Origin of the sequence: Mycetocola sp. BIGb0189, assembly GCF_024810155.1 — a bacterium.
Taxonomy (GTDB): Bacteria; Actinomycetota; Actinomycetes; order Actinomycetales; family Microbacteriaceae; genus Mycetocola; species Mycetocola lacteus.
Genome location: NZ_JANUED010000006.1, coordinates 57,975 through 79,071, shown reverse-complemented (window position 1 = coordinate 79,071; position 21,097 = coordinate 57,975). Strand labels below are relative to the sequence as shown.

The window sequence follows — 21,097 nt, the reverse complement described above, 5'->3', positions numbered from 1 at the left end:
CGGAATTTGGCCAAAAAAATACCCTCCACTGCGCAAGTGGAGGGGCGTGGAGGGCTCCGGGGAGGAGGGCGGAGGAGCGCGGGGAGGGATGTGGAGCAATGCGACACAGGCCGTACAAACAAACATGGGCCACCCCGAAGGGTGACCCATGTCAAAAAATTCTCGAGAGCTACTGTTCTCCGCCGTCGCGACGATCCCAGCGCTCACCCATGCGATCCATAAATGAACTCGACGGGGAGGATGAGGAACCACCCTTGGCCTTGGCCGGCTGGGCGAAGAACTCACCCGAGGGTGCCGCCGCCGGTGCCGCCTTCTTGGAGGGGGTGATGGCAACCAGCACTCCGGCAAGCATCGCGGCAAAACCAACGATGCCAAACAGTGGCTGTTTCAGCATCACCGCGACGATCAATCCACCGATACCAACGATTGCCAGCAGCGCGCCCAGCGCGATGCTGCGGTAGCTCGGACGCCCACGTTTACTGCCCGCGGTCGACACAAAATCTGCGTCATGCCCGTACAGGCTACGCTCCATCTCGTCAAGAAGACGCTGCTCCTGCTCGGATAGCGGCATTCCGATCGCCTCCTCCATCACCTAATGCGCAAGTGCGCCCTCTCACTCTAGCCGCCCAGGGAAAGCTAAGCTAGACGCGTGAACGAAACCGAGCACCTCCGTGACCAGCTCCAGCTCCGCATCGATCAGTTTCTGATCGAGCATGAATCCATTCTGGCGCGGATTGCCCCCGACCTCTCCACGTTCTCGACGTACTCCCAGAAATTCCTCAGCGGAGGCAAGCGCTTTCGAGCGATCTTTGCCTACTGGGGCTGGCACGGGGTCCGGGCGAGCGACCCCTCGCTGAGCCTGGATGATCCCGCCGCCCGCGACATCATCCTGGGTGTGGGCGCGGCGCTGGAGATCTTCCATGCCGCCGCCCTGGTCCACGACGACATCCTGGACAACTCCGACACCCGCCGCGGAGAACCCGCCATTCACCGGCGCTTCGAGGCCCTCTCGGCCGAGGCAAACTGGCGTGGGGATCACGCGGCGTTCGGGCGTGGCGCGGCGATCCTCTTTGGTGACATGCTGCTCAGCTGGAGTGACGAGCTGATGTACAACACCCTCGCCGCACTCCCCCGCGACAACGATATGGCCGCGCGTGCCGAGTACCAGAACATGCGCACCGACGTGACCGCCGGACAGTACCTCGACGTGCTGGAGGAGAGCGCCTGGTTTGGTCACTCCGACGAGGAGCTGATCACCCGCGCACGCCAGATCCTGACCTATAAGTCGGCCAAGTACAGCGTCGAGGTACCCCTCGCTTTGGGGGCAAGTGTTGCCGGCGGGTCGGACACCCAGCTGGCCGCACTGCGCGCCTACGGCCTGAGCGTGGGAACGGCGTTCCAGCTGCGGGACGACATTCTTGGTGTCTTCGGGGATGCTCGGGTCACCGGCAAGCCCAGCGGCGATGATCTGCGCGAGGGCAAGCGCACCCTCCTGGTGGCGCTGACCCGGCGCGAGCTGCCCGAGGCCGAGCGTGCTCGCTTCGACGCCCAGATTGGCAACCCGGAACTGAGCGATGAGGAAATCCTCACGTTGCAGAACCTGATGCACACAACCGGGGCGGTCGCCGCGGTGGAAACCATCATCGCCGAGAGCGTGGCAACGGGACGAGCAGTGCTGGCCGATTCCGGACTCGGTGCCGAGGCCCGATCGGCCCTGGACGCCCTCGCCCTCAAGATGAGCAGCCGCAGCGCCTAACCCGCACAGACACAAAACCGCCGCGCACCATGGGGTGCGCGGCGGTGTGTTGTCTGGGGTTAGGCCAGGGCCTGGGTGATGCGACGCACCTCGGTCTTCCGACCGGAGATCAGCGCATCAATCGGTGCCACTCCCAGGGTCTCCTCCTCGGAGAGCAGCCACTCCATGGCCTCCTCGGTGCTGAACCCGGCGTCCTCCAGCAGGAACAGGGTTCCGCGCAGGTGCACCAGCGGTTCACCGTCCTTCAGGAAGTCCGCGGGGACACTCAGGACACCGTTTCGCTTGATTCCAAGCAGGTGCTTGTCCTCAATCAGCCGGCGAATCCGGCTCGGGGTCTGGTCAAGGATCTCTACCAGCTCGGGCATTGCGAGCCACTCACGCTGTGCATATACATCGGTCACCCCACAAGTCTTACACGCGTGGCCCCTGGGAGCCCACTTTGAACGCGACACGCGGTCACTTTTTGCCCAAAAACCCGGGATCCCCACCACCGAGCCCTCGGAAACGTCATCCCGCGGGCCTATTTCCGGCCGCCACACCGCGCCACAAGGCGTTTTGTACAGGGTCCACGCAGCTCTGACCGTAAACTTGACCCGTGACGTCCAGCCCACTTCCCGATCCCCTGATCGGTCGTCTGATTGATGACCGCTATCAGGTGCGCTCGCGTATCGCCCGTGGCGGCATGGCCACCGTGTATTTGGCCACCGACCTGCGCCTGGAGCGCCGGGTCGCGCTCAAGGTGATGCACGGGCACCTCTCCGACGACACCAACTTCAAAAACCGCTTCATCCAGGAGGCGCGTTCGGCCGCCCGGTTGGCCGACCCCAACGTGGTGAGCGTGTTTGACCAGGGCCAGGATGCCGATATGGCCTACCTGGTCATGGAGTATCTGCCGGGTATTACCCTGCGCGACCTGCTACGCGATCACGGCCGGCTGACGGCTCGCCAGGTCATCGACATCATGGATGCGGTCACCAGCGGCCTCGCCGCCGCCCACCGCAGCGGCATCGTGCACCGCGACCTCAAGCCCGAAAACGTGCTGCTGGCCGATGATGGCCGGATCAAGATCGGTGACTTCGGGCTCGCCCGGGCCGTGACCGCACAAACCGGTAGCGGCCAGGCCCTGCTCGGCACGATCGCCTACCTCTCCCCCGAGCTGGTCACCCGCGGCGAGGCCGACGCTCGCAGCGACATCTACGCACTCGGCATCATGATGTACGAGATGCTCACCGGCGAGCAGCCCTACCAGGGCGAGCAGCCGATGCAGATCGCCTACCAGCACGCCAACGAGTCGGTACCGCGGCCCAGCGCCAAGGTTCCCCAGGTCCCCGCGGACCTCGACGACCTGGTGCTGTGGTGCACCGAACGCGAGCCCGAGGAACGTCCCACCGATGCCGGCGAGCTGCTCGAACGGCTGCGCGAGGTGGAGCGCCACCTGGGCCTGTCGCACGCGACTCCGGCACCCCCAACCCCGACCGCCGTGGCCACCACCGTGTTCCCGGCACTGCTCGGGGCGAATGATGGTGCCGATGTGACCCGCGTGCTCACCTCGCCGAGCGTGCGCACGGGGCCGGTAGATCCGCACGATCAGACCTCGGCGCTCAGCGTGCGCTCCAACCGTCGCGCCAAGCGCGGCTGGTGGGTCCTGCTGCTGGTGCTCATCCTGGGTATCGGTTCCGGAACCGCCGGCTGGTACTTCGGCTTCGGCCCCGGCGGGCTGCTGGATGTCCCCAATCTCGTGGGCAAGCCCGCGGCCGAGGCATTCGACACCCTGAACAAGGCCGAGATCAAGACCGAGCGCGCCGAGGAATACTCCCTCACCGTGCCCGCCGATACGGTGATCTCCACCGATCCCGCGGGGCCCGCCCGGATCGACAAGGACCGGGTGGTGAAGATCACCGTGTCCCTGGGCCTCAAGAACGTATCCCTCGGTGCGCTGGGTGGCAAATCCCTCGAGGAGCTGCGCCCGGTTCTCGCCGAGAACAACCTCACCGAGGGCACCATCACCAAGCACTACTCCAGCAAGGTTGCCGCCGGCAACATTCTGGGAGTCAGTGTGGGCGGTAGCGACATCACCGAAAGTGGCGAAACCCAGTGGGGTCAGACCCTCGACTTCTCGGTGTCCGCCGGGCCGATCCCTCCGGTGAGTGGGCTCGCCGAGGATGCCGCCCGCAGCGCCCTGACCGGCGTGGGTCTCGTGGTCGCCAGCGAAAACAAGACCGAGTTTAGTGACACGGTCCCCGCGGGGAGCGTGATCGCCGTCAGCGAGCTGCGCGCCGGCGTGGTTCCCGATGTCGGCGGCACCGTGACCCTGGTGGTTTCACTGGGCCCCGACCTGGTCGCCGTCCCCGACGTCACCGGCAAGCCGGTCAAGGCCTCTAAGAAGGCTCTGGAGGACGCCGGGTTCACCGTGACCGTGAAGTCGGGAATCCCCCAGGCCGTGGCCGATCTGCTGGGCGATGCGTTCACCGTGGCAGGCACCGATCCGGCCGGCGGAACCAAGATCAAGCGCGGCGCGGCCGTGACCATCCAGGCCAACTTCTAGGCCGCACCCATGCGCCGCTATCGAACGCTTCTGATTGTTGGTGTGGCCGCGCTGCTGGCGCTCTGGGGCCTCGCCTATGTGGTACCCGATGACTGGTCCTGGCTGATCCTGATGGGCTACGCCCTGGTGATCGTGGGGGGCGGGCTGGCCGCAAAGTGGATTCAGCGTCGCGGGACACGCGACCGCCAACGGTAGCAGCGAGGGCCCCTGCGGCCGCGTAGGGCCCGAAAACGGCGATGGCCCACGTTCCCGAGGGAACGTGGGCCATCGCCGTTTCTGAGCGGGTTACGCGTTGCGCGCGGCCAGCTCCTCGGCCACCAGGAACGCGAGTTCGAGGGACTGCTTGTGGTTCAGGCGCGGGTCACACAGCGACTCGTAGCGGGTAGCCAGGTCGGCCTCATCGATGTGCTCGGCACCACCCAGGCACTCGGTCACATCGTCGCCGGTCAGCTCCACGTGGATACCACCGGGGAACGTGCCCACCTGACGGTGCGCCTCGAAGAAGCCCTTGACCTCGTCCACCACATCGTCGAAACGACGGGTCTTGTAGCCGTTGGGGGTCGAGAAGCCGTTGCCGTGCATCGGGTCGGTGACCCACAGCGGGGTCGCGTCGGAGTCCTTAATGGCTTCCAGCAGCGGGGGCAGTGCGTCGCGGATCTTGCCCGCACCCATCCGGGTGATGAAGGTCAGGCGGCCCGGCTCGCGGTTCGGGTCCAGCTTGTCCACCAGGCGCAGCATGTCGTCCACGCTCGTGGTGGGCCCCAGCTTCACGCCGATCGGGTTGCGGACGCGCGAGAGGAAGTCGACGTGTGCGCCATCGATCTCGCGGGTTCGCTCGCCGATCCAGATGAAGTGCGAGGAGGTGTTGTACGGGGTTCCGGTACGCGAGTCGATCCGGGTCATCGGACGCTCGTAGTCCATCAGCAGACCCTCGTGACCGGTGTAGAACTCCACCCCGCGCAACGAGTCGAAGTCGGCCCCGGCGGACTCCATGAACCGGATGGCCCGGTCGATGTCCTTGGCCAGCTTCTCGTAGCGTGCGTTGGCCGGGTTGGCGGCGAAGCCCTGGTTCCAGCGGTGCACCTCGCGCAGGTCGGCAAAGCCGCCCTGGGTGAAGGCGCGCACCAGGTTCAGGGTGGACGCGGCGGTGTGGTAACCCTGCACCAGACGCTCGGGGTTCGCGGTGCGCGACTCCGGGGTGAAGTCGTAGCCGTTGACGATGTCACCGCGGTACGCGGGCAGGGTCACGCCATCGCGGGTCTCGTCATCACTCGAACGCGGCTTGGCGAACTGACCGGCCATCCGGCCCATCTTGACCACGGGCATCGAGGCACCGTAGGTCAGGACAACGGCCATCTGCAGCAGGGTACGAACGCGGTCCCGGATCTGGTCGGCGGTCGCCCCGGCAAAGGTCTCGGCGCAGTCGCCGCCCTGGAGCAGGAACGCGTGCCCACTCGCGGCGGCGGCCAGGCGATCACGCAGCACGTCTACCTCACCGGCAAACACCAGCGGAGGCAGGGTCGAAATGGTGGCCGAGGCGCGCGCGACGGCGTCCTTGTCCGGCCAGTTTGGCTGCTGCTTGATCGGAAGCTCGCGCCAATAGTCCAGCCCGGCAATCACAGCGTCATCTGCTTGCACAACCGGCTCTAATGGATTTCCCACGGCACTTCCTATATCTGTTGTTGATGTCTTCCTGGCCGACCGATTGGGGCCAGCGATACCCAGCCTAGCGGGTAGTTGAGGCGGTCTTGTTTTTCATCGTCGTGGCGTACACATCTACATACTCCTGACGGCTCAATCGCTGCATTTCGCTCATCAGCTCGTCGGTTACCGAACGCAACACAAAACGGTCGCTGGCCATTCCCTCGAAGCGGCTGAAGTCCAGCGGCTCACCGATGATGATGCCCAGCCGGCGCGGACGCGGCAGGGCCTTACCCAGCGGCTGTGCCTTCTCGGTGTCGATCATCGCGACCGGGATCACCGGCACACCGGATTCCAACACCATCCGGGCCACACCCGTGCGTCCGCGGTACATGCGCCCATCCGGGCTGCGGGTTCCCTCGGGGTAGATCGCCATCAGATCCCCCTCGGAGAGCACACGCAGACCCGTGTTCAGCGCCGCCTCGGACGCCTTGCCTCCCGAGCGGTCGATCGGGAGCTGCCCGGTGGCCAGCATGAAGTGCTTCACCAGCCAGCCCTTGAGGCCCTTCCCGGTGAAGTAGTCACTCTTGGCCAGGAAGGTGACCCGGCGGCGCAGATACAGCGGCAAAAAGATCGAGTCCACCACCGAAAGGTGATTGCTGGCGAGGATCGCGGCACCGTGGGTGGGCACGTTTTCGGCACCCACAACCCAGACCCGGAACAGGGGCTTGAGGATGGGGGCGATAATGAACAGCTTCATGAACCGATAAAACATGGGGACCTTATTTCGGATGCCGGATCGTTCGAGCATAGCGCGTGGGCCTCAAAACAGGTGTGCACCCGGAAGCAATTGCTCCCGGGTGCACGTCGCAGCGTGTGCTGACTAGGCCGGGATACCCTCGGCATAGCGGCGTGCGATGTCCGCGGCACCCACGACGCCGGCGTCGTTGACGAGCTCGGCGATTACGAAGGTGGCCTCGGGGTGGAAGCCGTGAGCGGGGTGGTGGGCGCGATAGGCCTCGCGGATCGGACCCAGCAGGTCCTCCCCCGCCTGGGCGACGCCGCCACCGATCACAAAGAGCTGCGGGTCCAGAACGGCGCCCAGCGAGGCGGCCGCGGTGCCGATATAGGTACCGAGGATGCGCAGGGCCTCCAGGGCACCCGGGTCCTTGGCCTGGCTCAGCTGCGAGATCAGCGTGCCGTTGAGCTCGCCACCGTTCTCGGCGCGCACGCGGGCCAGCTCGGCGCCGATGCCGTCGGCCTGGGTGTCGGCGATCTCCTCGCAGTAGCGCTGCAGGGCGCGGCCCGAGCCGTAGGGCTCGAAGCAGCCGTGCACACCACAGCCACACTGGATCCCGTCGGGGATCAGGCGGATGTGGCCCAGCTCGCCACCCACGCCGAACCCGCCGCGCAGCAGGCGATCGTTCAGCACAACCGCACCACCCACGCCGGTTCCGATGGTCAGCATGACCATATCGCTGGTGAGCGCGCCGGCACCGTGCACAAACTCGGCCCAGCCGGCGGCGTTGGCGTCGTTCTCGATGATCACGGGCAGGTCGATTCGCGCCTGCAGCTTGTCACGGAAGGGCTCGTTGCGCCACGCCAGGTTCGGTGCGTAGTAGATCTCCGACTGGGCGGCGTCGATGAAGCCGGCGGCGGCGACGCCCACGGCGGCCACCTCAAACTCCTGGCGCAGGTCCTCTACCATCGCGACAACGGCGTCCTCGATGCTCTTCACGTCCGACGCGTCGGTGGGTACTCGGCGGGCTGCCACAATGTTGCCCTGCTCGTCTACAACCGCACCCGCGATCTTCGTGCCACCAATGTCGATACCGACTGCATGCATGCTGCGCAAAACCTTTCCTCGGGCTGTCTGGGTATTAACGCCCTGGTCGAGTTTAGTGGCCCCCGGCGCGCCCTGCACGACCACGCCGATATTCGGCAAAACGTTCATGATTCTCGCTGGGAACTCGGTTACGTTTTCACCCAACCCACGTTTTGCGAACTAAGGTGGGGTGTACCCGATTCCAACTGGTACCAAAGGAGATACCGTGGCTCAGATCGAGATACCCGCCGTCGTCCCCGCAGATCCGGAAGCCAACACCACCGATTTGCTGATTGAGCGAGTGCGACTCACCCCAGACCGTGCGCTGTTTGCCGTTCCCCGTGGCGACAGCGAGTGGGTCGATATCAGCGCTTCCGAGTTTTTAGACCGGGTGACCGCCCTGGCCAAGGGTCTGGTTGCCGCCGGTATTGAGCCCGGTCAGAAGATCGGCCTGCTCGCCAAGACCCGCTATGAGTGGACCCTGATCGACTTCGCCACCTGGTTTGCGGGAGCCATCCTGGTCCCGATCTATGAGACCAGCTCGCCGAGTCAGATCCAGTGGATCCTCAGCGACTCGGGTGCCACCGCGCTGATCGTGGAGAGCCCCGAACACTTCGCCAAGTTTGATGAGGTGCACCCCGAGCTCCCCGAAATCGGACAGGTGTGGCAGATGCACCTGGGCGCGATCGAAAAGCTGATCGTCGCCGGCGCCGAGGTCCCCGATGAGGAGATCGAACGCCGCCGCAACCTGGCACGCGGCGAGGATATGGCCACGCTCATCTACACCTCGGGCTCCACCGGACGCCCCAAGGGCTGTGTGCTGACCCACTCCAACTTCGTCGAGCTCACCCGCAACTCGGCCGTGGACCTGGCCGAGGTGGTCAACATGCCCGGTGCCTCCACGCTGCTGTTCATCACCACGGCCCACGTGTTTGCCCGGTTTATCTCGGTACTCACCGTGTACTCGGGGGTCAAGACCGGTCACCAGCCCGACACCTCCAAGCTGGTGGAGTCGCTGGGTTCGTTCCACCCGACCTTCCTGCTCGCGGTGCCGCGGGTCTTTGAAAAGGTCTACAACTCGGCCGAGCAGAAGGCCGAGGCCGGTGGTAAGGGCAAGATCTTCCGCAAGGCCGCCGACACCGCGGTCGAGTACTCCACCGCGCTGGAATCCGGCTCGGTTCCCTTCGGGCTCAAGCTGCGCTTTGCCCTGTTTGACAAGCTGGTCTTCAGCAAGCTGCGGGCGGCCATGGGTGGCCGGATCAAGTACGCGGTGTCCGGCTCGGCCCCGCTGGGACCGCGACTGGGTCACTTCTTCCACGCGCTGGGGATCACCATCCTCGAAGGCTACGGCCTGACCGAGACCACCGCGCCGGCAACCGTGAACCGCGCCCGGACCGCACGCATCGGGACCGTCGGTCCCCCGCTGCCCGGGAACGCCATCCGCATCGCAGAGGACGGCGAGGTTGAGGTGCGCGGCGTGTGTGTCTTCCAGAGCTACTGGAACAACCCCGAGGCCACCGCCGCGGCCTTCGACGACGGTTGGTTCCGCACCGGCGATCTCGGCACCCTGGACGAGGACGGCTTCCTGCGCATCACCGGCCGGAAGAAGGAAATCATCGTGACCGCGGGTGGCAAAAACGTCTCCCCGGCCGCGCTGGAGGACCCGATCCGCGCCAACCCGCTGGTTGGCCAGGTGGTGGTCGTGGGCGATCAGCGCCCCTTCATCTCCGCCCTGATCACCCTGGATCGCGACATGCTGCCCACCTGGCTCAAGAACAACGGGCAGGACGAGAGCCTGGACATCGCCCAGGCCGCCACGAACCCGGCAGTTCTGGCCGAGATTCAGCGCGCAATCGATGCCGCCAACACCCGGGTGTCGCGCGCCGAGTCGATCCGCAAGTTCGTCATCCTGAGCACCGAGTTCACCGAGGCCAGTGGCCACCTGACGCCGAAGCTCAGCATCAAGCGTGGCGAGATCCTGCACGACTTTGCCGGGGTCATTGACGGCATCTACGCCAAGACCCCCACCCAGAGCGTGTCGCTGCCCTAACCCGTACGGCAAAACGCCCGTGGCCCATCCTTTTCAGGATGGGCCACTGGCGTTTTCGCGGAGGCTAGAACCAGGTACTCTCGCGCACCTCGCGCATCGCGGTGCGACGGTTTTCCTTGCTCAGCCGGTCGAGGTAGAGCATGCCGTTGAGGTGGTCGGTCTCATGCTGCAGCGCCTGGGCCAGCAGCCCCTCTCCGGAGATGGTGATCGGGTTACCATCCAGGTCGATACCGGTGACGGTGGCGCGCTCATACCGGGGCGTGGGGAACCACAGGTCGGGTACCGAGAGGCAGCCCTCCCCCACCTCGACCAGTTCGCCGGCCAGCTCGGTGATCTCGGGGTTGATGATGTAGCCGATTACCCCGTCCACGTTGTAGCTGAACGCACGGAGGTTTACCCCGATCTGGGCGGCGGCCACACCGGCGCGCCCGGGGAGCTTCACCGAGTCCACCAGGTCACGGATCAGGCCGCGCACGCGCTCATCGATGGTTGTGATGGGGTCCGAAACGGTCTTCAGGACGGGGTCGCCGAAGATGCGGATCTCGCGTTCACTCACCGGTGGTTCTCCCGACCGCTGGGCAGGCCCTCGACCACGGCGGCGGCCAGCTGACGGGCTGCCAGACGGGTTTCCGGGGCCAGGTTGGCGAAGTCGATCGCCGAACCTGCGGCCAGGCGCGGGTCATAGGGCAGGTGCACCAGGGCGCGCACGCGGGAGGCGAAGTGACGGTCGATCTCCTCAATCTTGACCAGTCGGCTGTTCGGGGTGGGCGCGTTGACCACCACCACCGCGTTGCGTACGAGCTCCTCGTGTCCGTTGACCTCGAGCCAGCTGAGGGTTTCCGAGGCCAGCTTGGCGTCGTCCACACTGCCACCGGTGACGATGATGATCGAGTCGGCCCGGCCCAGGGTCGCCTTCATGACCGAGTGCACGATTCCGGTGCCGCAGTCGGTGAGGATCAGCGAGTAGTACCGGGCGGCCAGGTCGGCCACCACGTTGTAGTCGTCCTCGTTGAACGCCTCGGACAGGTGCGGGTCGGTGTCCGATGCCAGCACGTCCAGGCGGGTCTCGTCACGGGCAACCAGATCGGAGAACTCGTTGTAGCCCACGATGTTTTCGGCGTCGCGCACGACGTCGCGCACGGTGTAGCGGCTCTGGTGGGCGATGCGCTCGGCCAGGGTTCCGCGGTCGGGGTTGGCATCCACGGCGATCACGCGGTCGCTGCGCGAATCAGCCAGGGCCATGCCCAGCAGGGCGGTGACGGTGGTTTTACCCACGCCACCCTTCCGGGTCAGCACCGGCACAAAGCGGGCCTCTCCGCCGAGGGAGCGACCAATCTTGGTGTCCAGGTCCTTGCGCTCACGCACGGCCTTGGCGTCACCCACGTTGATCAGGTGACCCGAGGCGCTGTACAGCAGGTGCTGCCAGAAGCCCTCGGGAGCGGGACGGCTGGAGGGGCGGGTCTCCAGCAGGCGGTCTGCGGTGAGCAGCGCGGCCGATTCGGGACCGGCCACCTTGCCCTGCTGCTGAATACCACCGGGACGCGCAGCGGAAACCACGGCCGAAGACACGGGGACGGGAATCTCGCCGGTGGGACGCACGGTGCTCTGCTGCCCGGGCTTGGTGGTCACACCGGTGGCGGATGCCCTGTCGGTGGTGGTGTCGGCGCTGGTCCGGTCAGACGGGTTGGTCATGTCCTGGCTTTCGTCGGTCGGCTCCGCGTCGGCGGAGGGGGCGGCGAGTGATTCGGCGGGGCCGGGCTCGCTCGCGGTGATGGTGTCCGTATCGGACTCTACGTCTGCGGCCGGGTCGAGGCCGTCGGGGGTGTCAGTTTCGGCCGCCGCGATGTCGTCAACGGGCGAATCGGTGTGCTCATCTTCGACCTCCTCGTACTCGGCCTCGATTTCGGCGTCCTGGTCCGCGGCCGCCGCTTTCGTCGTGCGCTCGTCGTCGGCGATATCCGCGGGCTCGGTCTCCTCGCCGTGTGCGAGTTCGCCCTCGTCAACCACGTCGACGTCGATCACCTCGGCGTCGACCGCGTCAGCATCGGCCGGATCGACCTCTGCCAGGTCGGCGTCTGCGGCCTCCTCGGCGGCGCGCTCCTCGGCCAGGAGGCGCTCGAACTCAGCCTCCTCGGCCGCACGAGCGGCCTCGGCTTCGGCAGCGGCACGCTCTTCCTCGGCCACACGAGCAGCTTCGACTTCCTCAGCGAGACGAGCCTCCTCGGCGAGGCGCTCCTGCTCGGCAACACGTTCTTCCTCGGCGACACGAGCGGCTTCGGCTTCGGCAGCAACACGCTCTTCCTCCGCCACGCGCGCAGCTTCGGCTTCCTCAGCGAGACGAGCCTCCTCGGCTACGCGGGCTTCCTCGGCGAGACGCTCCTGCTCAGCTACGCGCTCTTCCTCCGCCACACGGGCAGCTTCGGCCTCCGCCGCCAGTCGCTCCTCCTCGGCAACGCGCTCTTCCTCGGCAATACGAGCAGCCTCAGCCTCCGCCGCAACACGCTCCTCCTCGGCAATACGAGCAGCCTCAGCCTCCGCCGCAACACGCTCCTCCTCGGCGATACGAGCAGCCTCAGCCTCCGCCGACAGTCGCTCCTGCTCGGCGATGCGCGCCTGTTCGGCTTCCTCGGCAAGGCGGGCCTGCTCGGCAAGGCGGGCCTCTTCGGCCAGGCGCTCGCGCTCGGCCTTCTCGGCGGCGCGCTGCTCCTCGGCGAGACGGGCTGCCTCGGCAGCCTGCTGCTTCTGCTCGGCGATGCGGGCGGCCTTGGCCTCTCGCGCCGCGCGCTTCTGCTCAAGCTTGGCTTCCTTAGCCGCGCGCTTCTGCTCGGCAATGCGCGCCTGCTCGGCCTCGCGGGCCTGACGTTTTTCCACGGCCACACGGGCTGCTTCGGCGGCCGCCACGCGCTTTTCTTCGGCGAGGCGTTCCTCCTCGGCGATGCGAGCTTCCTCGGCCAGGCGGGCCTGCTCGGCAGCCTCGGCGATACGCGCCTCCTCGGCGACGCGGGCTTCCTCGGCCACACGGGCCTCTTCGGCTTCGCGCTCACTCGCGGCCTGCTCGGCGATGCGCCGCTCCTCGGCTTCACGCTCCGCCTCGGCCTCCTCGGCCAGACGCCGTTCCTCGGCTTCACGCTCCGTCTCGGCCTGCTCAGCCTGGCGCTTCTGCTCGGCCAGGCGATCCGCCTCGGCCTGCTCGGCAGCACGAGCCTCCTCGGCAACACGGGAAGCCTCGGCCTCTTCGGCCTCGCGCTGCTCGGCCTCCAGACGCTCGGCCTCGTCCTGCTCGGCTCGGCGTGCAGCCTCGGCCTCGTCATTCGCGCGGGTCTCCTCGGCGATGCGGGCGGCCTCGGCCTCATCGGCCACGCGTGCCTCTTCGGCCTCGCGTTCGGCCGCGACCTGCTCGGCCAGCGCAACCTCGGCGGCGGCCTCGGCCGCGTGCAGATCATCTACCGAAAGCGGGCTCGGTCGTTCGGTGGTGTCGGCGTCAAAGTCACCGTTCACACTCACCAGGTCGTCCTCCAGGACGTCCTCATCAAAGTCATCATCGTCGGCGTACTGCGCAAGCGCAGCGCCCACGGGGATCGATACCGTGGCCGGTGCCGCAACGCTGAGCGTTACGGCACCGGGATCGAGTTCATCGATCGGGGGTAATTCAATTTCGTGCTCGTCCATGGCAGCGCCATTATCGGCCTGTGGTGCCATTGTCCTTCGCCTCCAGCTCTGGGAGCACGAACCGAATAGTTCGTGCCTAAGCGCTCGCGCTGATCACTGCGATCAGATCGCCGGCCTCTACCTGCTGGGTGCCGGAGATTGCGAGCCGCTCAATTTTGCCAGCGATCGAGGCCGTAATTGCGGCCTCCATCTTCATTGCTTCAATCGAGGCGACCGGGGTTCCGGCCTCCACAACATCACCAATCTGACCCTTAAGAGTAACAACTCCAGAGAACGGCGCCGAAACGTGGGCGGGATTGCCCGCGTCGGCCTTCTCGGCAACCACGGTTTCCACGGTGATCGAACGGTCCCGAACGAACACCGGACGCAGCTGTCCGTTGAGGATCGTCATGACCGTGCGCACGCCCTTGCTGTCGGGTGCACCGATAGCCTCCAGGCCCGCGTACAGACGCACACCCTTGGAGAACTCCACCACGTGCTCCCCGCCCGGCTCCAGGCCGTACAGGTAGTCCAGGGTGGCGAGGATCGACAGATCACCGTACTGCTCACGGCTGCGCTCGTAGCTCGCGGTGGGAGCCGGGAAGAGCAGGCGGTTCAGGGTCGAACGACGCTCCTCGGAGGTTCCATCCAGCAGCGCGGCATCGGCCGCGGAAACCTCGGCGATCGAGATGTCCACGTTGCGTCCGGCCAGCACCTTGGTGCGGAAGGGCTCGGGCCAACCACCGGGCAGATCGCCCAGTTCGCCGGCCATGAAGCCCACCACGGAGTCCGGGATGTCGTACTTCTCGGGGTTCGCCTCAAAGTCCGCCGGGTCCGCCTTGACCGCCGCCAGGTGCAGGGCGAGGTCGCCCACCACCTTGGAGGACGGGGTCACCTTAGGCACGCGGCCCAGGATGCGGTTGGCCTCGGCGTAGAGGTCCTCGATCAGCTCGAAGTCATCGGCCAGGCCCAGCGCGATGGCCTGCTGGCGCAGGTTGGAGAGCTGGCCACCCGGAATCTCGTGCCGGTACACGCGACCGGTCGGGCCCGGCAGGCCGGACTCGAAGGGCTTGTAAACGTGACGCACGGCCTCCCAGTAGGGCTCGAGGTCGCTCACCGCGGCCAGCGAGATGCCCGCGTCGCGCTCGGTGTGAGCGAGGGCGGCCACCAGGGCCGAGATCGAGGGCTGGCTGGTGGTGCCCGACATCGGGGCGCTGGCCACGTCCACGGCGTCCGCGCCAGCCTGTGAGGCCGCCAGCAGGGTCGCCAGCTGGCCGCCGGCGGTGTCGTGGGTGTGGACAACCACCGGGACGTCAAAGCGCTCACGCAGGGCGCTGACGAGCTTGGTCGCGGCGGCCGGACGCAGCAGGCCCGCCATGTCCTTGATCGCGAGCTGGTGGGCACCGGCATCCACGATCTGCTGGGCCAGGTTGAGGTAGTAGTCGAGGGTGTAGAGGTCCTCGTTGGGGTCCAGCAGGTCTCCGGTGTAGCACAGGGCAACCTGGGCGACGGCGGTCTTGGTGGCCAGGACCGCGTCGATGGCCGGACGCATCTGCTCAACATCGTTCAGGGCGTCGAAGATGCGGAAGATATCCACACCGCTCTCGGCTGCCTCACGCACGAAGGCATCGGTGACCGAGGTGGGGTACGGGGTGTAGCCCACGGTGTTCCGGCCGCGCAGCAGCATCTGGATAGCGACGTTCGGCAGAGCCTCACGCAGCTTGACCAGACGCTCCCAGGGGTCCTCGCCGAGGAAGCGCAGCGCGACGTCGTAGGTCGCACCACCCCAGGCCTCAACCGAGACCAGCTGCGGGGTCATCCGGGCCACATACGGGGCCACGGCGACCAGGTCGCGGGTACGCACACGGGTCGCCAGCAGCGACTGGTGAGCATCACGGAAGGTCGTGTCGGTCACACCCAGTGCGGTCTGGGCGCGCAGCTCGGCGGAGAAGGCCGCCGGGCCCACCTCGAGCAGGCGCTGACGCGAACCGGCCGGGGCGGGGATGGTCAGATCCAGTGCCGGCAGCTTCTCGGCCGGGTCGATGGTGTTCGGACGCGCGCCGTAGGGCTGGTTGACCGTGACATCGGCCAGCCAGTTGAGGATCTTGGTTCCGCGGTCCTTCGACACGCGACCAGCCAGCAGCTGGGGACGCTCGTCGATGAACGAGGTGCTCAGGTCACCCACCTCGAACGACGGGTCATCCAGCACGGCCTGCAGGAACGGAATGTTGGTGGAGACACCGCGAATTCGGAACTCGGCCAGGGCGCGACGGGCGCGGATCACCGCGGCGCCAAAGTCGCGGCCACGGCAGGTGAGCTTGGCCAGCATCGAGTCGAAGTGGGGGCTGATCTGGGCACCGGGGTTGATGGTTCCACCATCCAGGCGGATACCGCCACCGCCCGGGGAGCGGTAGGTGGTGATCTTGCCGGTGTCGGGACGGAAGCCCTGGGTCGGGTCCTCGGTGGTGATGCGGCACTGCAGCGCGGCACCACGAATCACCAGGGTGTCCTGGTCGAGACCGAGGTCACTCAGGGTCTCCCCCGAGGCGATCCGCATCTGCGACTGAACGAGGTCCACATCGGTGATTTCCTCGGTGACCGTGTGCTCCACCTGAATTCGCGGGTTCATTTCGATGAACACGTGCTGGCCCGCGCGCGCCCCGGCGGTGTCCACCAGGAACTCCACGGTGCCGGCGTTGGCGTAGTTGATCGACTTGGCGAAGGCCACGGCGTCGCGGTAGAGGGCCTGGCGCAGCTCATCGGAGATGTTGGGGGCCGGGGCGATCTCAACAACCTTCTGGTTGCGTCGCTGCACCGAGCAGTCGCGCTCGAACAGGTGCATCACGTTGCCCTGCTCATCGGCGAGGATCTGCACCTCGATGTGACGCGGACGCAGCACCGCCTGCTCCAGGAACATGGTGGGGTCACCAAACGCGCTGTCGGCCTCGTGCATGGCCTCCTCCAGCGCCGGACGCAGCTCGGCGAGGGTCTCGACGCGGCGCATACCGCGTCCACCACCACCGGCGACCGCCTTGGCGAACAGCGGGAAGCCCACACCCTCGGCACCGGCGAGGAGTTCCTCGATGTCCCGCGAGGCGGGGGTCGAGACCAGAACCGGAACGCCCGCGGCAATCGCGTGCTCCTTGGCGGTGACCTTGTTTCCGGCCATCTCCAGCACGTTGTTGGCCGGACCGATGAACTTGATGCCGTGGGCGGCTGCCTGCGCGGCCAGCTCGGGGTTCTCGGACAGGAATCCGTAACCCGGGTAAATCGCATCGGCGCCACTCTCCAGGGCGACCCGAATAATTTCCGACACGTTCAGGTAGGCGCGTACCGGGTGACCCTTCTCACCAATCTGGTACGCCTCATCGGCCTTCAAACGGTGCATCGAGTTGCGGTCCTCATACGGGAAGACGGCAACGGTCTTGGCACCCAGCTCATATGCGGCGCGGAAGGCGCGAATCGCGATCTCTCCGCGGTTTGCCACGAGAATTTTCTGGAACATGTAACCCTTTCTGGCAGCGGGGCCTACCTGATCTTTCAGGCGAGTTTTAGGTGTAGACAGCTTAGTGAAGGTAATATCTAGTTTTGTGCATGTACTTAGCGTTTCTAGCCTCAAGGGCGGCGTCGGGAAAACTACGGTTAGTCTCGGCCTCGCTTCCGCCGCCTTCGCTAAGGGCGTTAGGACCCTGGTGGTTGATCTCGACCCCCAGTCCGACGTCTCAACGGGGATGGACATCGCGGTGGCCGGTCGACTCAATGTAGCGGATGTTTTGGCGTCCCCCAAAGAGAAGACCGTCCGTCAGGCGATCGCGCCCTCAGGTTGGACAAAAACCCACCCAGGAACCCTTGACGTGATGATCGGCAGCCCGTCGGCCATCAACTTCGACGGTCCGCACCCCTCGATCCGGGATATCTGGAAGCTCGAGGAGGCGCTGGCCTACGTCGAAGATGATTACGACCTCGTGATCATCGACTGCGCCCCGTCGCTCAACGCCCTGACCCGTACGGCCTGGGCGGCCAGTGACCGCGTGTGTGTCGTGACCGAGCCCGGGCTCTTCTCCGTTGCCGCCGCCGACCGTGCGCTGCGGGCGATCGAGGAGATTCGCCGTGGTCTCAGCCCGCGCCTCCAGCCGCTGGGCATCATCGTCAACCGCGTTCGATCACAGTCGATGGAGCACCAGTTCCGCATCAAGGAGCTGCGGGACATGTTTGGTCCCCTGGTGCTGAGCCCCCAGCTGCCCGAGCGTACCTCGCTGCAGCAGGCTCAGGGCGCAGCCAAGCCGCTCCACATCTGGCCCGGCGACTCGGCTCAGGAAATGGCCAAGCACTTCGACCAGCTGCTGGAGCGCGTGCTGCGCACCGGTCGGGTGGGCGAGTACGCCGAGCCCGACCAGCCCTCCAACAGCCGCGCCGCCGCCATCCAGGCGGACTAGCCGGACACACCCGTCAGAGCGGGCTCGGACCTTCGGGTCCGGGCCCGCTCTCCGTGTTGTGGCCACACCACTCCCGCCTGAATTTGCCGGAGTTTGTGACGGATCACGGGGACCCGCGGCGCAAGTTGGGTCACACTCGCGGCGCAGGAATCACCAAAATTGCCCCTCTTCGGGGTGCAATTCGCGCAAACGTGCAGCGCAATCAGACTCCGCGACACGCCGAAGAATTGAGCGCGTCGGGAAAAGTTCAGAAACTCGTCAGCAGACTCTCAGCACACGGAAAAAGCACCCGCGGCAGGGGAAAAGCACCCGCGGCGGGGAAAAACAAACGAGCCAGGGGGAATCCCTGGCTCGAAGAAAACGCGGACTCCTAGGAAACGGAGCGTCCGCGGCGGCGGGCCGCGAGCTCATCCGAGGGTTCGTGCTGCTGGCGATCGAATTCCACCAGCGTGGATTCCACCTCGCGCAGAACCTTGCCCACGGCGATGCCAAACACGCCCTGGCCGCGGCTCACGAGGTCGATGACCTCATCGTTGGAGGTGCAGAGATAAACCGAGGCTCCGTCGCTCATCAGCGTGGTCTGGGCGAGATCGTGGACCCCGGCCTCACGCAGCTGCTCAACGGCCGTGCGGATCTGCTGGAGCGAGATACCGGTGTCCAGCAGACGCTTCACCAGCTTGAGCACCAGGATGTCGCGGAACCCGTAGAGACGCTGCGTCCCGGAGCCGGCAGCACCACGAATGGTGGGCTCTACCAGGCCGGTACGGGCCCAATAGTCCAGCTGACGATAGGTGATCCCCGCGGCGCGAGCGGCGACGTTACCGCGGTAACCCGCGTCGGCGTCCAGCTCCGGCAGTCCATCCGTAAACAGCGGATCAAGGTCGTAGCGCGGGCCTGTGCCCGAACCCGGTTCGTTCATGTGCCCGCTCCCTTCTGCAGTCTTCGGCGGGTGATATATCCCACGCTACCGGCAGCCGCGGACTTCTCGGCTTAGGCCCCCCAAAAAGGTGCGGCGTGTCGAGCCAAATCGGCGGATCCGTAATCGTTCCGTGATCTAGAGAGCCCGCCGAACGGCGTGTCGTGGACGGGGACACTCAGTCTAACCCCGCGGGACGTGTGAGGCCAGGATGTGGTCCCGGTAACCGCCCGGCAGGAACCACTCGACAGCATCCGCCCGGCAGAACCGACCGGGCGATAGTCACACCGATCGCCGGTTAGGGGCGCGGGCGATCCAGGGCGGCACGCAGCAGCACCGCGCGAACCCGATCAAATCCCTCGCCGATCTCGGCGGCATGCTCGGCCGCACGGGCACGACTGGCCGCATCGGGACGCGCCGCCAGCGAGGAGACCGACCGCTCGATCAGGCCCACCTCGCGCTCGATCTGGGCATGGAAGCCGCGCAGATGGCGCGGCTCAATACCCCGCTGGGACAGCGAAACCAGGGTGGATAGCATCGTTGCCGCATCCTCGGCGTAGCTCTCCCCCGCGGGAATCAGACCGGCACTCACCGCCTCGGTCAGCAGCGAGGCAGGCGCCCCCGTTGCGGACAGCAGCGTCTCACGAGTGAGGCGGCGCGCACCCTGCAGCATCGAGGTAGATCCGCCCGGGAGGACCGGAGTGATCCCGTTATCCATATCCGACAGATAACCCCGGATCACCTTCAGCGGAAGGTAGTGATCCCGCTGCAACGAGAGAATCAGGCGCAGCCGCTCGACGTCCTCGCCCGAGAACTTCCGATAACCCGAACGGGTGCGCTGCGGTGAGACCAGGCCCTGTTCCTCCAGGAAGCGCAGCTTGGAGTTGCTTAGGTCGGGAAAATCGCCCGAAAGACGAGCGAGTACCTGCCCGATACTGAGCAGACCGGTCACGCGTCCCAGATCCTGGGACGCGTGACCGGTCTGTGAACGAGCGGGTTGTGCCGACACGTTGTTAGGCGTCACCCGGTACGTGCTGGTCGACACGCAGGTCGTGGCGCGACGGGTAGAAGGTCAGGCGGAACTTGCCCACCTGCACCTCGGCACCGTCATAGAGTTCCACACTCTCGATCCGCTCACCGGCGTGGTAGGTGCCGTTGAGGGAGTTGAGGTCGCGCAGCTCGAAACCGTTCGGGGTGCGCACAAATTCCGCATGACGACGCGACACGGTCACATCATCAAGGAAAATGCTGGCGTTGGGGTGACGCCCGACAGTGGAAAGATCCGAATCGAGCAGGAAGCGAGCACCCGTATTGGGGCCGCGACGCACGATCAGCAGCGCCGAGCCCGGGGGCAGCGCGTTAATGGCCGACTGCTCGGCCTCGGAAATCTCTCGATCGATGGGCGCAACCGTGGTGCCGAGATCCTGGCTGTAAGCAGCCGTAGCATCGACAGCGGGTTCTCCCGCGTCACCTGTTGCGGGACGACGCACAAACGACTGCGTGTGCGGGTTCTTATCTTCATGGATTGACACCGTGTACCTCCTTTTTCCAGCCTATCGGATTGAACGTGCCGTGGGGAGTGCAACGCACGGACCTCTTTATAGAAGTCATTTTGGATCGGTAACCCGAACAAAAAATATGAAAATAACCCCGGGGTACCCCCAACCCGTGGGACAGATTCTCGGTAATTCGCGGCGCAACCCGCCACTTTCGCACAAAAGCGGTGTGTTTCTTTTGATTCTGCGCTACTGTGAACGAAGCAAGCTCAGTGTGTCTGAGCGGTTCGCCTCGATGTGCATCGAGGAGGAAGTCCCCCGCTGACACACTCCGCACCAACACAGGGCACCCCCAGAAAGCACACGGGGGTTCCTCGGAAATTAGATGTCACGCATTACCACGCAGACCCGGGCCACGGCGGCCCTGGGGTGTTGGCCGAGCCGGCCGACCCGCATCGCGGGTGCCATGGCGCTGTATTCAGCACCGGGTATGCCGCGGCGTGCATCAGACATGTCGATTCATTCCATGTCCCCCACCCCGATGTCGGCCAGCCCGGCATCTCCCGTCGACACGACCGTCGCGCTCTCGCGCCCTGTCGTCTCCGTCCGGGAATCCTCAGATCTTCGCGTTGACCGGACCTCGGTTGCGCGTTCATACTCGTTCACACGAGCTCCTCGGGGTTTTGGTTTCGGCCAAAACCTGTCAGGATCCTCGGTGAACGTTGTCGCACCGTTGTTGTATTGCACAGGTTTTGGGGCAGTCAGGTCTTCTTCGCAAGACATG

Annotated in this window: 16 protein-coding genes; 5 read left to right on the top strand and 11 right to left on the bottom strand. The window is 65.9% G+C overall.

From position 1 onward, the window contains the following. Positions 1-169: 169 nt before the first annotated feature. Positions 170-571: a DUF3040 domain-containing protein gene (locus M2390_RS10600; RefSeq protein WP_259178596.1), complete on the bottom strand. Its 402-nt coding sequence runs from the start codon at positions 569-571 to the stop codon at positions 170-172. Positions 572-649: 78 nt separating this feature from the next. On the opposite strand from M2390_RS10600, the gene M2390_RS10595 reads away from it, so the two are divergent. After that, a complete protein-coding gene (locus tag M2390_RS10595; protein WP_259178594.1) occupies positions 650-1,756 on the top strand; it encodes a polyprenyl synthetase family protein in 1,107 nt (368 codons plus the stop codon). 59 nt (positions 1,757-1,815) lie between these two features. On the opposite strand, the gene M2390_RS10590 is transcribed toward M2390_RS10595, so the two are convergent. After that, positions 1,816-2,157: an Rv2175c family DNA-binding protein gene (locus M2390_RS10590; RefSeq protein ID WP_030143313.1), complete on the bottom strand. Its 342-nt coding sequence runs from the start codon at positions 2,155-2,157 to the stop codon at positions 1,816-1,818. Positions 2,158-2,351: 194 nt separating this feature from the next. Here M2390_RS10590 and pknB point away from each other — a divergent pair, with 194 nt between their 5' ends. Together pknB and M2390_RS10580 are read left to right on the top strand one after the other, a co-directional pair. Continuing rightward, positions 2,352-4,301, top strand: coding sequence for a Stk1 family PASTA domain-containing Ser/Thr kinase (gene pknB / locus M2390_RS10585; protein WP_259178593.1), 1,950 nt, complete (start codon positions 2,352-2,354; stop codon positions 4,299-4,301). A gap of 9 nt (positions 4,302-4,310) precedes the next feature. Next, on the top strand, positions 4,311-4,496 hold the full coding sequence (locus M2390_RS10580) for a hypothetical protein (protein WP_259178592.1): 186 nt from the start codon (positions 4,311-4,313) through the stop codon (positions 4,494-4,496). A 90-nt stretch (positions 4,497-4,586) separates the two neighbouring features. Here the strand turns inward: M2390_RS10580 and M2390_RS10575 are convergent, their stop codons facing one another. The 3 genes from M2390_RS10575 to M2390_RS10565 all read right to left on the bottom strand — a co-directional run bounded on the left by M2390_RS10575 (position 4,587) and on the right by M2390_RS10565 (position 7,788). Then, the gene (locus M2390_RS10575; RefSeq protein WP_259178849.1) at positions 4,587-5,921 is read right to left on the bottom strand and encodes a class II 3-deoxy-7-phosphoheptulonate synthase; all 1,335 of its coding nucleotides are present in this window, start codon (positions 5,919-5,921) and stop codon (positions 4,587-4,589) included. 106 nt (positions 5,922-6,027) lie between these two features. Continuing rightward, positions 6,028-6,717 carry a 1-acyl-sn-glycerol-3-phosphate acyltransferase gene (locus M2390_RS10570; RefSeq protein ID WP_030143309.1) on the bottom strand — a complete coding sequence of 230 codons (690 nt, stop codon included), beginning with the start codon at positions 6,715-6,717 and terminating at the stop codon, positions 6,028-6,030. A 108-nt stretch (positions 6,718-6,825) separates the two neighbouring features. Beyond that, positions 6,826-7,788 carry an ROK family glucokinase gene (locus tag M2390_RS10565; RefSeq protein ID WP_121687991.1) on the bottom strand — a complete coding sequence of 321 codons (963 nt, stop codon included), beginning with the start codon at positions 7,786-7,788 and terminating at the stop codon, positions 6,826-6,828. A gap of 205 nt (positions 7,789-7,993) precedes the next feature. Between M2390_RS10565 and M2390_RS10560 the strand changes: the two genes are divergently transcribed. Then, positions 7,994-9,817, top strand: a complete 1,824-nt coding sequence (locus M2390_RS10560; protein WP_259178588.1) for a long-chain fatty acid--CoA ligase — start codon at positions 7,994-7,996, stop codon at positions 9,815-9,817. A gap of 64 nt (positions 9,818-9,881) precedes the next feature. On the opposite strand, the gene def is transcribed toward M2390_RS10560, so the two are convergent. The 3 genes from def to M2390_RS10545 form a co-directional block, all read right to left on the bottom strand. Further along, positions 9,882-10,373 (bottom strand): peptide deformylase, encoded by a 492-nt coding sequence (def, locus tag M2390_RS10555; RefSeq protein WP_121687993.1) that lies wholly within the window; start codon positions 10,371-10,373, stop codon positions 9,882-9,884. Then, the gene (locus M2390_RS10550; protein WP_259178583.1) at positions 10,370-13,486 is read right to left on the bottom strand and encodes a MinD/ParA family protein; all 3,117 of its coding nucleotides are present in this window, start codon (positions 13,484-13,486) and stop codon (positions 10,370-10,372) included. The genes def and M2390_RS10550 overlap by 4 nt, the downstream gene beginning before the upstream one ends. 76 nt (positions 13,487-13,562) lie before the next feature. Then, a complete protein-coding gene (locus M2390_RS10545) occupies positions 13,563-16,970 on the bottom strand; it encodes a pyruvate carboxylase (RefSeq protein ID WP_259178581.1) in 3,408 nt (1,135 codons plus the stop codon). An 85-nt stretch (positions 16,971-17,055) separates the two neighbouring features. On the opposite strand from M2390_RS10545, the gene M2390_RS10540 reads away from it, so the two are divergent. Next, positions 17,056-17,901, top strand: a complete 846-nt coding sequence (locus tag M2390_RS10540) for a ParA family protein (protein ID WP_051701507.1) — start codon at positions 17,056-17,058, stop codon at positions 17,899-17,901. Positions 17,902-18,271: 370 nt separating this feature from the next. Here M2390_RS10540 and M2390_RS10535 read toward each other — a convergent pair whose 3' ends face one another. From M2390_RS10535 to M2390_RS10525, 3 genes are all read right to left on the bottom strand, one after another. Then, the gene (locus M2390_RS10535; protein ID WP_030143303.1) at positions 18,272-18,820 is read right to left on the bottom strand and encodes a MerR family transcriptional regulator; all 549 of its coding nucleotides are present in this window, start codon (positions 18,818-18,820) and stop codon (positions 18,272-18,274) included. 295 nt (positions 18,821-19,115) lie between these two features. Beyond that, positions 19,116-19,826 carry a MerR family transcriptional regulator gene (locus tag M2390_RS10530; protein ID WP_396822941.1) on the bottom strand — a complete coding sequence of 237 codons (711 nt, stop codon included), beginning with the start codon at positions 19,824-19,826 and terminating at the stop codon, positions 19,116-19,118. A gap of 4 nt (positions 19,827-19,830) precedes the next feature. Beyond that, positions 19,831-20,307, bottom strand: a complete 477-nt coding sequence (locus M2390_RS10525; protein WP_396822998.1) for an FHA domain-containing protein — start codon at positions 20,305-20,307, stop codon at positions 19,831-19,833. Between the last annotated feature and the right edge of the window lie 790 nt (positions 20,308-21,097).

Excerpts from the sequence above, each read along its gene's own strand:
- M2390_RS10600 (WP_259178596.1), bottom strand. The coding sequence starts at position 571 with ATGCCGCTATCCGAGCAGGAGCAGCGTCTTCTTGACGAGATGGAGCGT.
- M2390_RS10565 (WP_121687991.1), bottom strand. The coding sequence starts at position 7,788 with ATGCATGCAGTCGGTATCGACATTGGTGGCACGAAGATCGCGGGTGCG.
- M2390_RS10570 (WP_030143309.1), bottom strand. The coding sequence starts at position 6,717 with ATGTTTTATCGGTTCATGAAGCTGTTCATTATCGCCCCCATCCTCAAG.
- M2390_RS10535 (WP_030143303.1), bottom strand. The coding sequence starts at position 18,820 with ATGAACGAACCGGGTTCGGGCACAGGCCCGCGCTACGACCTTGATCCG.
- M2390_RS10550 (WP_259178583.1), bottom strand. The coding sequence starts at position 13,486 with ATGGACGAGCACGAAATTGAATTACCCCCGATCGATGAACTCGATCCC.
- M2390_RS10580 (WP_259178592.1), top strand. The coding sequence starts at position 4,311 with ATGCGCCGCTATCGAACGCTTCTGATTGTTGGTGTGGCCGCGCTGCTG.
- M2390_RS10545 (WP_259178581.1), bottom strand. The coding sequence starts at position 16,970 with ATGTTCCAGAAAATTCTCGTGGCAAACCGCGGAGAGATCGCGATTCGC.